Below are 15,427 nucleotides of genomic sequence, written 5' to 3' on the forward strand. Positions count from 1 at the left end.
TATTGTTTAGAGAATTATTAGAGAAGTCAGATTTAGTACAGACCACGTTTGTTTCAATATTTTACTGAAAGTTAAAAATAGATGTTTGGTAACTGCTTGGCATAAGATTACTAACCATCCAACCCTTGATAACTGCGTTTCGTCACAAAAATTGAACGTTGGGAACCTTTCTACGTTAGCCTTGCCAACAACTCAATTTATGAACAAAGGTCAACTCAACGCTCGAATCATTCTGTTCTCCCTGTGGCTGCTGATGTTTGCAGCCAGTAGCCAATTCTTTATCATGTCTCCTATTCTTTCTCAGATTGGAGAGCAATTGAACATTACCGAAGCTTTGAGAGGTACACTCATTACTGCCTATGCGATCACGTTAGGTATAGTAGCCCTTATTACGGGACCCATTTCTGATCGTGTGGGTAGAAGAAAGATTTTATTGATAGGTGCCGGTGCTATGGCCATTTCCTTGCTGATGCACCAGCTGGCAGTAGATTATTGGTCCATGCTGGGATTCAGAATTCTATCAGGGTTTGCCGGAGGTATTCTTACGGGATCATGTGTAGCATATATTGGTGATTACTTTCCAAATGACAAACGAGGTTGGGCCAATGGTGTGGTAGCCACAGGCAGTGCAGCCGGGCAGATTTTGGGTATTCCTGCAGGTACGATTTTAGCAGGTGAAATCGGCTTTTTTGCTCCTTTTCAGTTTTTTGGTTTCGTAATGGTATTCGCCTTTTTTCTCATCCTTTGGAAGGTACCTCAACCCGAAGTCGATAGTTCCAATTGTCCACTCAATTTGAAGCATTCGATCAAAAAATACTGGGAGATTCTGCACGTGCCGTCAGTAAAAACTATCGCCATGGGTTATATGCTCATGTTCTTGAGTATTTCTTCATTCATTGTGTATTTCCCTACCTGGCTGGAAAACTCGTTCAGAGCCAATAGTTACGACATTGCTACGCTCTTTCTCATTGGCGGATTGGCTACTGTCTTTACAGGGCCTATTTCCGGCCTGATTTCCGACAAGACTGGCCGGAAGCAGATCATTATTTTCTCTAATCTACTTCTGGTCATCATCATGCCACTGTGCGTGTTTTTTCTAAACATGAATTATGAAATGTACTTTGTCGTTTTCTTCATCATTATGCTTCTAATAGTTGCTAGAATGGTCCCCTTTCAGGCTTTGGCCTCAGAGGTTATTCAAGACAATCAACGTGGCAGAATGATGAGTATGACCATCTCCATTGGCCAATTAGGTATGGCAGTAGGGTCCGGTGTTGCCGGATTTATCTACACCGATATTGGTTTTATAGGCAATGCTACCCTTGCAGCAGTTGCCTCATTTCTAATGGCCTTTTTAATCCAAAAGTACATTCCCGAACAGGATCTTGTGATTCAAGAATCCAAAGGCTAGCAACTATTCATTGACTAAAAGTTCAAGTTCATCCATGATTTCTTGCTCAAGTTCGGTGTCATCATTGTATTTAAGCGCCTTCTGAAAAGTCTCCCTAGCCTTAGACCTTTGAACAGTCTTTGCGTACAATCTTCCAAGTAATGAGAGTAGTTCTGAGTTTTCATAATAGGTTAATCGATTGGTCTCTTCGGCAATATTAAGGGCTAAAGCATTGCTTTCTTCAGCTGCCAAGCTATCCCGTTCAATTACTTCTGCGATAAGCCCAAGTCCTTCAGGAATTCCATTTAACGGCCCTGAGACTAATTTTTCTGCATAGGTTATGCTTTCCTTCTTTTTCCCAAGACGCTCATATCGTATTTGAAATAATTGAGCCATTTCATAATAGAAAAGTTGATCTCCTGATACGTATAGTTGTTCTCCCAAGGAGAGAGTCGCTGGCCAGTCATTGTCCCCGACGGCATTCCAGAAATTCTCCTGAACTTCCCAAAGGACCCTTCTCGCTTCATAGTCCTCTTCGTTGCTTTCCGTAATATTTTCCGGTATATAAGTATCGTTTAACACTGATCGTAGAACCGGTTCAAATCGACTTTGAAAGGGCTGTCCAAACCACGCCAATTCACCTTTTTTATTGACAATAAAGGCCCATGGCAATCCGGTATTCCTTGCTCCCCAATTCCAATCCTTAAAGGTCTTTTCGTCGGAAGTATACGCCACTCGGTACGTCAATACTTCTTTTTTGGCATGGAGTAATTTATCGAGTTTAGCGGTATTCGGTTCAGACTCTGACGCTGCAACTGCTATAACGACCAAATCCTCTTTGAACTCCTGTTGCAGTTTGTTCAAATGCGGAATACTTTTTCTACAGGGTTGGCACCAGGAAGCGAAAAATTCAACCACATATACCGTTCCTTTTTCAAATCTTTCTACGGGTGACCCATTGTACCATTTTTCTACCCGCATGGCGGGTGGCAAATCACCGGGCTTCAGTCTGCCCATGTATTGCTCAAAAGAGTTTGGGTTTTTGTAGACGTCAACGGGTTCGAAAGCCTCGATGGTAGCACTTTCTTCGTATCCGACTGTTTCGCTTCTTTGAGTTTGGTTACAACCATTGATGACCCAAAGGAGTATTAGAATTTGTAAACAATGATGAATTTTCATAAATCTAGTTTTATTTTTCAACGTGAGTTTTTGATTTCTAAACTCAAACCTAAATCTGCTGACCTTGACCCTCAAAGCGTCCCGTGACAGTATGAACTGAAACAGGTAAAAAATGTAGTGAAAAGCGGAAATTAGAATAGCTAAATTGACCCTCATGATTGAACGACTGGATTTCAACTTTTTAAGAAACCCCATATGGATATTGACGGCCTTTGTTGCCATCCTACTTCCTGATTTTGTCGTGGCCTGCCAATTTGAATTTGCTGGTTCGCTTGCGTTTTTCGCCTCGGATACTTTGGCCTGCACAAATGGACTGGCTTCAGATATCTTTATTGGTCACTCCGTACTTTCCTTTTTTATGGTTGTTGTGGTTTTTGAAATTTTCAGGCTGCTTAGAAAACCACTCAGATTGGAAAAAGTACCTCGTACACTTAGGAGCTTCGCTGGTTACGAAATCAAAACTGTGATTGGCCTTGTCTTGGGTATTCTGATCTATGCAGTAGTCACAGGGTTTATATTAAAAGCGGCTGAAGTGGATCCCACTGACAATTTCATTCACTCTGAATTTACATGGTTCGAATTTAACAGAGCTCTGATTGTGGGTTTTGTGCTAATAAATAGCCAGCTGTTGTACACGGTAAATTTGAACAAAAAAAGAGCTTTTAATACTTACATCAAGGCCGAAGGGCCTTTCGGAATGATATCCCTTGAGCTTGACGCTGTAGATTGGTTCGAAAAAGAAGGACGCCATTATTATGCCTATGCAGATGGATCGAAATATAAAATCTCACTCCATCTTCAGGCGCTTGAAAAACGGCTTGATATGAATAAATTTATTCGAATCAACCGGGCCGTTATCATCAACAGCCGAATTGTCCAAGATTATTCTCATTGGGAAAATGAAAAATACATTTTGAGGAGTAAAAAAGATCGAGAATTTGTGGTTTCAAGGAAAAGAATCAAACTTCTAAAGGAAATCCTAAACTCTTCAGATGCCTTGACAAGCTAAGCTCTCACGTCTCATTAATATCCGTCATAAAACTGAACAAGTTTACTTTTGAGCTGGTCATGGATGGGTTTCGTAAATTCAACAAACATTTGCTGTGGAGGAATAGGTGCGATCTGTCTGGCTTTACAGATGGCTAATTGTTGGTTGGTTAAGGCTCTCTCATCGCCGTTGAAATTTCCCCATTCATTGAACCAAACGTATTGGCCTCCGAAATCTTCGTTTAGAAGAATTCGTTTATCAAATCCACCATGTGTAATAGTCAAATTGATCAGGCCATTTGACACTACTTCTATTCTATTGACCGTAAGCTCGGCCTTTACCTTACCGAATACATCGCGCTTCTTACCGTCGTCTAACGTGATTGTACTTAGTTTAACGCTATCTTTTTCCAGTTTTTCGATTCGCTCTTTTGTATGCGTTTCGCCGACTTCAAAATCTTCAAAATTGATTACCAAAAATTGATCAGGACTGGACATTTTCCGATTTTGTGCTTGCTGAGGAGAGAAAAACCGAATGAACTCATTTTGTTCAATTCGTCTCAAGACCTTATCCACTTCATCATAAAATAATTCTGCACTTAGATCATATACTCTGGATTGCACAGGTCTCAGGTTTGCCAATACTTTCAGTATAGCAAGGTTATAAGACTCTTCGATGCGGCTGGGTACGTCTTTGTAGTTGGGCACAAACTTATTGGCTTCCTTGAAGTAGAAGTAGGCTTGCTTGGCATTCTCACGTGATCCCATGTCGAGCTGGTCCATGCCAGATAGATATTGTTCTTCTGCAGCCTTTGGCTTCATTCTGGCCAATTGGGAATAGTACTTTTTGGGATTGGAAACAACGGCTTTAGCTGCAGGTGCGTGTTGAATACTTTCATACATGGCGTTCAAATCCTCATAGATATAGACCATCTGGGTATATTGAAAATCAGACATCGAAGCTTTTTCGCTATCAATTTTATCTAGCAACGTGCTAACGGCAAATGGATAGGCATCAGCGAGCGTCTCTCTGGCCTTATCATTGTTTGGGCTGCTTCTTAGTTTATCTACGGATTTCATTACGGCCTCGTAATAGTTACCCATTTGAAGCATTTTCTTTCCTGTATTGCAGCTTACTGTGAATAAACCGAACACGCTGATCAGCACCCAAAACCTTAATTGATGTTTCATAATTTCCCTTCTTTACCGGATTTTTGAAGTTTCAAGAAACAAAATAATTGAGAGTTAGTCAAATTGGATGTCAGGAATCCCTATCCATCATATTTTCTATTAAGGTGAAATATTGTGATGTTCGATTTGAGGCCTGCTGCTAGCGGATAAAGGCAGATAGCTTATCGCTATTGTTGGCCACGATTATGAGCGAGTTGCCACCAAAATCAATTTTTTCTATGTTCCGGGCATTTCCTGCTGTGAAAAAGCCGGATACTGACCTGGGAATCACTTCGAAGACACCATTCTTAAATGAAAGAGCTATACCCTTTGAAGCATCGTATCTAACCGTTTCGACCTCCGTTTCATATAGATTACCAACTGCCAGCACCTCATCATTACCATCATGATCTAGATCTACCATGGCAAAGTCCATGATTGGGGCAAATTGTGCCTGGTTGGGAAGGTTGATAATTTTGAAATTTCCGTTTCCTTCATTTCTCAAAAGCACACTATGCAAGGTATTGGCCTGAGCGTGAAAAGCCTGCTGTAAGTCCTTTTCGCCATAAATATCTTGAAGGCTCGCGGTGGCAAACGACTGGTAGGAGGCAAATTTGGATTTAATAGCAGGTACCTGTTCGCTCGAGCATTCAAGACCCCTCACTGGTACCAATGTATTTTGATATTTACCTGTGAGAACTACATCAAAATATCCGTTTGTATCAAAGTCTTTGGCATAGATATGAAACTCCTTTCCTTCTTTGACACTGAATTTACTATTTAATCCAAGGTTGCCGATCAGGTAATCCTCGTCTCCATCCCGGTCAATATCCACAGCCTTAATACTAAACCAAAGACCGGAAGATTTGGGAATGGTTTTTTTCTCATACTCTCCCTGTTTATTTTCAAAAAGTTGAATCGGTGCCCATTCACCAACTACGATTAAATCCTCGTCACCATCTCCGTCAAAATCAGAAAAAACTGCATCTGTAACCATGCCGCAGGCTGAGAGTTGGGGTGCTCGTTCGGTGGTCGTATCAACATATTTGCCTCCCCTGTTTTCCAGCAAATAGCTCTTTGGTGAGGCGGGGTATTTACCGGAGACAACTCGTCCTCCGACAAATAAATCCAGGTCACCATCTGCATCCATATCACTGTAGTCAACCACCGCGCCATTCATTTTTAATTCCGGTAAAACCCCATAAGTCATTTCAAAATTTCCTTTCGAAGTGTTCCTATACAGTCTATCCTGAAGTCTCTGGTCTCCATCCTCAAACTCATAGCTACCACTGACAACATACAGATCCTGGTCTCCATCGCCATCAAAGTCGAAGAAAACACTGGCTACATCTTCGCTCTCCTTGTGTGTGGACCATGGCCCATTTTTTAGCTGAAATCCTTTGGCGGATTGTAGATACAGCGAGCCTTCTTGCCCGGCTGCTCCGCCAACATAAAAATCCTCCAGGCCGTCATCGTTAACATCGGCCTTGGCAAGAGCCGGACCCTGATGGGAAAGTTTATAGGGCAGAAGTAGCTGTTTTTCAAAATCATTATTGGGTCTATCCTGATGATTGAATCCAATGTTCAGTTCCTTCGGGTCAACTGGGTGTAGACTGGTGGCTATGGCTTTATCAGTTGGTATCAGTAACTGGCTTTTTGAATAATCTAGAAAAACTACGCTAGTAATATCCGGATTGCCAATTTCTGAAACTCTTCCATCTGGCCATTCTACCTTGATCAGGTCAACTTTATCGAGGCTATCCAATCCAAAATGTAGCAGATCAGTAACGGAGGATAAATAACCTCTCGACAGGTATTGATTTTTCGATTGTTCTAAGCCATTAGCACTAACCGTCACTCTAGCTCCTATTCCGTCAATGTTTTTTTCTGGTCCCTTTAGACCTACGACGATAGATTTTTTTATGCTATTGTTCTTATAGATAGCAGCCGGATCCACAGCATTGTTAACAATCAAATCAAGATCCCCGTCATTGTCTAAATCTGCATAAGTAGAACCATTAGAAAACGATGCTTCAGCGAGTCCCCAAGTCTTCGACTGATTGGCAAAAGTCAGGTCACCTTGGTTTCGATAGGCGTAATTAGCCACACGCTCAGACGGGATCCAGCTAATAGCCTCCTCCAGAGACATTTTAACCCTACTCGCAATTCTATCCTTTATTTTCTTGCGGTAGTCGCTATTGGATAGGTCTTTAATTATTCCATTGGTGACCAGGAGATCATTCCACCCATCTTCGTCAAAATCCGCAACTAAGGGTGCCCAACTCCAGTCTGTTTTTGAAATTCCTGCGAGCTGACCAATATCGCTAAAGGAGCCGTTGCCTTGATTGAGCTGCAGCGTGTTGATCATGTATTGATGATGATACCCGACTGCTACGATTTGCTCAAAGTTTTCCGTACTCATCGACGGCATATTGGATTTGCTCCTGACATGATCTTCTGGTGACATTTCAGCCACGATCAGATCATTCATTCCATCATTATTTATGTCAGCAAAGTCAGATCCCATACTGTTCTGTGAGAAATGATCAAATTGGTTTAAGATTTTGTTGGAAAACGTCCCGTCACCATTGTTGATATAAAGGTAATCCGGTTGTAAAAAGTCATTGCACACATAAACATCCTCCCAGCCATCGTTGTTAAAATCGCCAATGGAAGCACTGAGCCCCCACGCCTTGTTTGCCATTCCTGCTTTTTGGGTCACATTTAGGAATTGATCACCTTTGTTTTCGTATAGCTGATCAGAAAAATGTTCGATGATTCTGCTTTGAATTTCAGGAACGAGATTCGTGTTATTTTCAAAATCTGCCCGGTGATTCACTTGATACAAATCCAGGTCTCCGTCCTTATCGTAATCGAAGAAGTAACCCTGCGTACCGAAGCCTGCATCGTTTAGTCTCCAGTCACCTGCCTGTTCCAGGAAAGTTTCATCGCCCTGATTCACAAACAGCAGATTTTCTCTCAGCTTGTGATCCTTTAGTGAGCCAGATTTGCTTACGTAAATGTCCAGATATCCATCATTGTTGATATCAATCATGGTAGTTCCGGTGGTCCAGCCGAGTTTGCCCTCCACGCCGGCGGATGCAGTAATGTCCTTGAACTTAAAATTTCCCTGATTCAGGTATAGCTTATTTGAAGTTTGATTGGCAGTAAAATAAATATCTATTAAGCCATCGTTATTGATATCCCCGGCAGATACACCGCCTCCGTTGTAAATGTAGGAGTAATTGATAAAATTGAAGTATAGTGATTCCTTGATGTTATTTGAGAAATCCACACCGGTGATTTGACTGTTTAGCCGAGTAAATAGCTTATCCCCTTCACTGTTTTTTGTATTCAACGTTTGTGGTGAAGTGCATGAATAAAACACTAATCCTGTGAGAAAAAACATCACCTTGATCAAGGAAGGATACCATATTTGTGTGAAGTAGGGCTTCATTTGCTTATCAAAAGTTAACACGAAAAGACCACGGCAAGCGTGATCTTTTCTAGCTAAAATCTATTTAATTAAGTCTAATTGGAATAATTATGTCTAATTAAATATCAATCAACATCCCACCACAAAGAAGTTCCACCGTGGTCTTCTCCGCCCAGGTGCTTTACTCCTTCAGCTACACCCGTCGGATTACCATCGACTTCTGAGCTCGGGAAGTTAATTCGCTTAATGTGTTCTTCGGTGCTGATTTTGCCTCCACTATTGTTGACCACCACCGGAAATAATTTAGGATACCCTGTTCTTCTGAATTCTGACCAGGCCTCCTGACCATCAGGGTACATCGCTATCCACTTTTGCGTAATGATTCGTTCCAAATTTTCCTCAGTAGTAGCTGCAGCATCCCAGGCAATGGTAATCGTACTCAATGCATTGATACTGTTACTTGCATTAAAAGGGTCAACGTAATCAATCGGAACACTGCTGTTGTCAGCCATATATGCTGCACTACCTGCCGCACCGTGCTGATTAAAAGAAATAGCTATCCCCGTTTCATAGTTCGTCTGTGCGTCCCCAGCTCCAGTCCACCCTTTCAACGCTGCTTCGGCCTTCAAAAAGTGCACTTCTGCTGCGCTCAACAACTGAATGGTTGGGTCAAATTCTGTCAAAGGAGAAAAACCCTGATAATCAGACTTGGCCTCAATAGGAATGCCTTGACGAATTCCTTTGTACTGTCCTGCATAGTCACCGGCGGTTTCGAAATAGGCACCCATTCGCGGGTCGTCATAGCCCGTCAAAATGGATTCCATTTCTGCTCCCATTCTGATATCATTCCATGATTGATTGATCACATTTAGCGGATGCGTAATACCGGATGTATTTGATACTAAAAAATTAGCGTCATTGGATTCGATCAACCCTACTGAGTGTGCGAGTGCGGCTTCTCCTTCGGTTTTAGCCAAAGTTGGGTCAACATCTGAAATTCTGATGGCCAGTCTCAATCTCAAAGAATTGGCAAACTGTACCCACTTTGTATAATCACCGCCATACACCAAATCAAACTTGGTAAATGGTCTTGGTTCCCCTGCAATTAAGGGAGTCAGAATATCGACAGCTGATTCAAGATCTTCAAAGAAGGCGTTGTAAACAGCTTGCTGGCTTTCATATACAGCATTCTCCTGTCCGAAATTGCGATAGACAATTGGCCCGTAAATATCAGAGATCCTGTGCATGGCCTCTACTCGTATGATTTTGGACCAAGCCTTGAAATTGTTGAATTCATCTCCTTCTCCAGCAGCCAAATCAGCTTTAGCTAATGGGCCCATTACATTCTGATAAGCGGTGTTCCAAGGAAACCCATTCCAACCATCTACCAAATTGTAAGTCATATTGTTCGAGTTACTGGCAAAAGGAGTCGGCGGCATCATATACCCTGAGAAGACATCGCCTATCAGGTTTTGTTGCAGTTGCGTGACCCAGGCTGGCGTAAATGAATACAAGTTTTGCTGTGCCTGAGAAAACGGAGCACCTACGTGTTGAAAGTCCGCTTGTAATTCCTCGGACGTAATCGTATATGGATTGGTATTGATTTCTTCAAATTTATCAGTACATCCATTGAGTAGTAAAGAGCTACTTATAGCTGCCACTACCATATATATATTTATAATGTTCTTTTTCATGTGTTTATAATTTGATTTTATTGGTCACATGGAACTCTCAAGAAATTCATTCACCCTTTGTACGAAAATTGAGATGACTGAATTTGCATGTTCGTTTCATCATTTCCTTATTTAGTAGTTAAAATGTTACTGACAGGTTCACCCCAAAGCTTCTTGTGGAAGGCAGCGCATAGGTGTCTACGCCCTGAAGGCCAATGCCTGTAGACATGGATAGGTCAGGGTCAAAAGGAGCATCATTTTTCAGGAAGAATAAATTTCTACCTACTATTGACAACCTTGCGTTCTGAATGAATGTAACGTTTTGAACTGGCAATGCATAACTCAGCGAAAGCTCTCTCAATCTAACATTAGTCGCACTGTAGATATAATTTTCAGTAATTCCCGCTCTACCGCCTACAGCCGAAAACCAAGCTGCAGGATCTACAGTACCACTATAGGCACTTCCATCGGCTAATGCAACATCCGGTGTAAATCCGTTGTCCCGGGCATCTTGTGTTCTTTTCGAAACACCCAGTTCATCGTTCATAGACTCTGTCAATGACAGCACTTCTCCTCCTACTCGGAAATCAATCAAGAAATTCAAAGAGAAATCTTTGTAATCGATCGTGTTTGAAATACCTCCCGTAAAATCAGGATTGATATTTCCTACAGGATCTAATCCTCCTGCTTCACCAGTAGCCGCCTGTGGGACTCCGGTAGCATCTACAATAATTCGTCCATCATCTGTTCTAGCAAATTTTTGTCCGAAAATGACTCCAAAAGGTTCTCCCTCTATCAGGCCATATGCATAAGCATTTACCCCTCTTGAGGACAGAAAATAAAAGCTGTTGTCGAGCTCATCCGCAAATGCAACAACCTCATTTTTGTTCTTGGTATAGTTGAAGTTCACACTCCATTGGAAATCACCGGATTGCACTGGAATAAAACCAAGACCCAATTCAATTCCTTTGTTTTGAATATCGCCACCGTTCAAATAATACTGCTGTACACCAAATTCAGTAGATGGAGCAACAACAGAGAATCTTTGATCTTTCGTTTTATTGTTATAGTAGGTGAAGTCCAAGGTTACTCTTTTGCTTAAAAAAGAAGACTCTATCCCAAACTCAAATGATCCCTGATCTTCTGCTCTCAGTGTGGTGCCCGGAGCTGGAGTGATTTGTGGTGTTTGTGCCCCTTGAGTATTAATTATACCTCCTAAAGGAGCAGTATCAAATGCATTTAATCCGCTACCCACTTTGGCGTACGACACTCTGGCTTTCAACAAGTCAAATGCATTAGGTAGAGCTATCATCTCTGAGATCACTCCTGTCAATCCAATAGATGGGTACAAGAAAGAATCATCTCCAGTGAATGCTAAAGTAGAGGCCCAATCATTTCTAACTGTAGCATCTAAAAAGACCATGCCATTATAACCTATGTTAGCACTTGCAAAAACTGACTGCACCTGTGTTCTGGTGGCCGATTGTGCAAATGTGGCTCCCGGTTGTGCAATATTCTGAATCGAAAATTTGTTTGCAAACTGTAAACCGTCTCCAGCGCCTTTTGAATCAGCGTATTCTCCATAGGTTCTGATATCATTGATTGCGGTACCTACTAGCGCAGTATAGGAGATCTTTTCAGATTGCCCGCTGTAGCTTACTACGGCTTCACCATATTTTTGAGTGGTATTGAGCTTAGACAGTACATATCTTCCGTTAGCGTCCGCTAAAGTTGCCTGAGTTGAAGCGTATGAATTCTGCTCATAAAAGTCAAAAGATCTGTCATAGGTTCCTTTAGCCCTTAATTTTAATCCCTTGGCTAATTCGTATTCGAGCGTTGCGTTAGCAATTACCCGATCTCTGCTGTCATTGTTAGCATTTCTATTGATGATCCAGTATGGGTTCTGCTGTGTGTCCTTATCTGAATGCCAATTTTGAACGTTGATCAACCGATCCGAATCATACGTTTCAAAATTGTTTTTGTAATTCTCAAAATCCAAACCTCTTGGCAGTTGATACAGACCGGTCAGTGGGTTATAGTAGAGACCGGTAGTTCCTCTGTTTTTTCCTTCTTGGGTGACCAAGTTGACGCTTGCAGTCGCAGTAAGTTTATCATCCAAAAACTTAGCAGTTTCTTTGAAAGTAACGTTATGCTTTTCAAAACTAGTACCTGGCATGATACCGGTAGAATTAGTATTCGCATAAGAAAAGTAGGTTTGTGCATGCTCATTTCCACCTGAAAGGGAAACAGAATTGATCCAGGTTTTGCCTGTTCTAAAGAAATCATCTACGTGATTAGGAGCATTGACTTCTGGTCCCCAGCTTGCTAACGAGCCTGCAGCCGTCTGTCCATATTTGTATTGAAGATCGGGAGTTAAGTTCGCAGTTTCAGATGTAAAGTTAGAAGATAGCGTCACCTTGGTTTTTCCAGACTTACCACTCTTGGTTGTAATCAATATTACACCATTCGCACCCTGGCTACCATATAGCGCTGCAGCAGAAGCACCCTTGAGTACTGTCATGCTTTCAATATCTTCCGGGTTGATGTTGGATATACCGTCACCACCATCTCTTCCGGCACCTCCGGTACCATTACCCAGATTACCTTGCCCAAATACATCAATAGGTTGAAAAGCGCTCTGATCTACCATCGGAACTCCGTCTATCACATATAGAACTTTGTTGTTGGAAGTAGAACTGTTTCCCCTTAGGATCACTCTTGTTGAACCACCTACACCTGAACCACTTCTGTTTATTTGAATACCAGCGGATTTTCCAGCCAAAGCATTGATAAAACTAGCATCTTTTGCTCTTGTCAATTCTTCGCCACTTACCTCTTCCGCGGAATAAGTCAAAGACTTCTTTTCTCGCGAGAACCCTAGAGCAGTAACAACTACTTCACTCAGATTGGTCACATCTTCTTTCAATGTAACATCGATAACTGATTGACTTCCTACTGAAACCTCAACATCCACAAATCCGACAAAAGAAAATATCAGAACACCGTTATCCGGTACAGATAGCTTATACATTCCATCCAAATCAGTAACAGCCCCAATATTGGTACCTTTGATGGTCACGGCTGCACCAGGCAAGCCTTGTCCGCTTTCGTCTATTACCTTACCGGTTACATCTATGTCTTTTATGATCTTAACGAGATCAGAATCGCCAACCGCCTTATTGCTGGTGTGCTTTTTTACATTAATGTTCTTATTGACTTGTTGAAAACTCAGATCAGATTGCTTGGAAACATCCAATAGCACATCGTAGATAGACTCTTCTGAGTATTCACTATTGATTTTTACGTTGTTTGAAACGTCTTTTTTGTTAAATACAAAGACCAAATCGGTTTCCTGCTCAATTTTATTGAATACAGAAATAAGGTTGTCATTTTTAAATTTGACATTCACCTTAATGTCCTTTACACTCATTGACGATTGAGCCTTTGTGCCTTCCGCTGCAAATAGGAACGTGCAGCAGATCAATTGCGCCACTATGCCATAGAATGAATACATAATCAGCTTCTTAAATAGGAGTAAATGTTTAAATTTCATAATTTTGAAATGTTTTGATGTAATTGATTAATTCGTTGAAACATTTTCCTTCCGGTCATAAATACCCTGTCGCCAAACTCGATATTTAAGATTGGAAAGAAATTTGATCAGCAGTGCTCCTTGAGCATTGCTGTTTTTTTTTAGCTTATTTTCATTTCATACCGTTTAGTTTAAATACTCAATGTTTACTTTCTTATCATTGATGTTATACTCAAAACCAAGAGTATAACCCAATGATTTAAGAACGTTGCTCAGGGAAGCATTTTCGAATTTGGTGGAGATATCGATTGTCTTTTGGGCATCATTGACTACTTCAATTTGAACACCATACCAACGTTCTAGTTTTTCTATAATCATTTTTTGGTTAGCATTTTTGAAATAGATAATTCCATCTTTCCATGCTAACACTTGCTCTAGATCAAATTTTTGTTTCGTTATGTCCTGGGTTGATAAAGTATATGAGGCCCTTTCTCCAGGTTCCAGGTACAATGACTCCATATTCTTACTGGATTTCCCGGAAGACTTAACCTCCACTTTTCCTGTAGCTAAAGAAATTTCGATGTTATCTCTTTCAGGAAAGGCATCGATGTTGAATGAAGTACCAAGAGCAATAGTGGTAACCTCTCCCGTAACTACTCTAAATGGACGTAGTGAATCCTTGGCCACTTCAAAAAATGCTTCTCCTTCAAGTTTTATTACTCGCTCTTTCGAACTGAAGTCTTTTTTATAAGACACTTTACTGTCGGCATTTAGAACGACTTTGGATCCGTCACTCAAAAAGATGGTTGACTTTTGGCCTGTAGGGTTTTGCTTGACCACCATTTCAATACCTGGTCCTGAATTACCTGTATTCAAGCTAACGTATGCAGTCCACCCTAAACCCAGGGCCACGACGAAAATGGCTGCAGCTTTCATCCAAAATGTGAGACGTCTTGTACCTATAGATTTGATGCTATTCTCTTCAGTCTTTAAATCACCGACTTGATTACTAGCATCAATTCGTTTCTTTAGTTTACTGTAGGTCTGCTTTTTTGAGGTATAGACTTCAGGTGTACTGATCCAATACTGACTCATTGCCTGATAGACGGATCTGTTTTGTTCAGACTGAGCAAGCCAATCCCCCAATTCTTTTGAATCTACTTCTGATGCTTCTCCTGATAATTCCAGACAGATTAGTTGGTATATTCGGTCGTCCATTGATTTCCAATTAGATTATTTGGCGGAAGGACAGCAGTTTTTCAAAAATCCCCCAAAGGAATTCTGATATTTCTTAAAAAAAATACTATCCAGAAATCAACGATCTTATAATCAGCTAGTTATGAAATAATATATTTTAAATAAATTCGACAATAAACTGCTACAATTATCTCGAGACTAGAAAAATGAAGATGAATTCAGGCCGAGTTCTTAGAATTTTCTGAGTCAGAAAGGTAGTGATTCAAGGCCGCGCTCATTTTTTTAATGGCTATCGACAATTGATTTTCGATGGTTTTTGGAGCCACATTCAAGACTTCGGCGGCTTGTTTGTAGGACAAGCCATCAAGTCTAATCAATCGAAATACCTCCTGGCACCGCTCTGGCAGTTCTTCAATAGCGGCATCAATGTGCTCTTGCAGTTCAGCTACCAGGTAATTCTGTTCAGGGTTGGCCAAATATCCAACGGTTTGCGTGACATCTACATCCTCAGTATTGGGGATCTTGGCCATTTTCTTGAAATGATTGTATGACCGGTGCTTGGTCGCGACGTATAAATAGGTACTGAGATTTTGAATGGAATTTTGATCTTTTCTTAACTGCCACAATCGAAAAAAAACATCTTCAACAACCTCTTCAGCTATTTCCTTTTTTTTCACAATATTGATTGAGGTCCTAAACAACCAGGCATAGTACAAATCAAAAAGGGTCTCAAATGCCCTTTCATCATCATCCTTGCCTACCCGTTCCCATAAAGCAATGATATGTGCCGTATTGTTTATCAAAATGCAACCCGAATTTATACAAAGGTATCAATAAAGACTAAACAATAGATTGGTCAATAA

The 15,427-nt window shown here is 41.1% G+C and carries 9 protein-coding genes; 2 read left to right on the top strand and 7 right to left on the bottom strand.

Annotation, left to right across the window (positions count from 1 at the left end; genetic code table 11):
* Positions 1-199 precede the first annotated feature (199 nt).
* On the top strand, positions 200-1,411 hold the full coding sequence (locus ABJD64_RS08205) for an MFS transporter (protein WP_348180308.1): 1,212 nt from the start codon (positions 200-202) through the stop codon (positions 1,409-1,411).
* 3 nt (positions 1,412-1,414) lie between these two features.
* Here the strand turns inward: ABJD64_RS08205 and ABJD64_RS08210 are convergent, their stop codons facing one another.
* Positions 1,415-2,569, bottom strand: coding sequence for a redoxin domain-containing protein (locus ABJD64_RS08210; protein ID WP_348180310.1), 1,155 nt, complete (start codon positions 2,567-2,569; stop codon positions 1,415-1,417).
* Between the two features lie 154 nt (positions 2,570-2,723).
* Here ABJD64_RS08210 and ABJD64_RS08215 point away from each other — a divergent pair, with 154 nt between their 5' ends.
* Positions 2,724-3,578, top strand: a complete 855-nt coding sequence (locus ABJD64_RS08215; RefSeq protein WP_348180312.1) for a LytTR family transcriptional regulator DNA-binding domain-containing protein — start codon at positions 2,724-2,726, stop codon at positions 3,576-3,578.
* Positions 3,579-3,592: 14 nt separating this feature from the next.
* Here the strand turns inward: ABJD64_RS08215 and ABJD64_RS08220 are convergent, their stop codons facing one another.
* The 6 genes from ABJD64_RS08220 to ABJD64_RS08245 form a co-directional block, all read right to left on the bottom strand.
* A complete protein-coding gene (locus ABJD64_RS08220) occupies positions 3,593-4,747 on the bottom strand; it encodes a hypothetical protein (RefSeq protein ID WP_348180313.1) in 1,155 nt (384 codons plus the stop codon).
* Between the two features lie 139 nt (positions 4,748-4,886).
* The gene (locus ABJD64_RS08225) at positions 4,887-8,183 is read right to left on the bottom strand and encodes a VCBS repeat-containing protein (RefSeq protein ID WP_348180314.1); all 3,297 of its coding nucleotides are present in this window, start codon (positions 8,181-8,183) and stop codon (positions 4,887-4,889) included.
* Between the two features lie 104 nt (positions 8,184-8,287).
* Entirely contained in the window at positions 8,288-9,856 is a 1,569-nt protein-coding gene (locus tag ABJD64_RS08230) for a RagB/SusD family nutrient uptake outer membrane protein (RefSeq protein WP_348180315.1), read from the bottom strand.
* 118 nt (positions 9,857-9,974) lie between these two features.
* Positions 9,975-13,388, bottom strand: coding sequence for a SusC/RagA family TonB-linked outer membrane protein (locus tag ABJD64_RS08235; RefSeq protein ID WP_348180317.1), 3,414 nt, complete (start codon positions 13,386-13,388; stop codon positions 9,975-9,977).
* Positions 13,389-13,553: 165 nt separating this feature from the next.
* The gene (locus ABJD64_RS08240; protein ID WP_348180318.1) at positions 13,554-14,585 is read right to left on the bottom strand and encodes a FecR domain-containing protein; all 1,032 of its coding nucleotides are present in this window, start codon (positions 14,583-14,585) and stop codon (positions 13,554-13,556) included.
* Between the two features lie 197 nt (positions 14,586-14,782).
* Positions 14,783-15,367, bottom strand: a complete 585-nt coding sequence (locus ABJD64_RS08245) for an RNA polymerase sigma-70 factor (RefSeq protein WP_348180319.1) — start codon at positions 15,365-15,367, stop codon at positions 14,783-14,785.
* Positions 15,368-15,427 lie beyond the last annotated feature (60 nt).

Origin of the sequence: Reichenbachiella sp. (assembly GCF_039944555.1) — a bacterium.
Lineage (GTDB): Bacteria > Bacteroidota > Bacteroidia > Cytophagales > Cyclobacteriaceae > Reichenbachiella.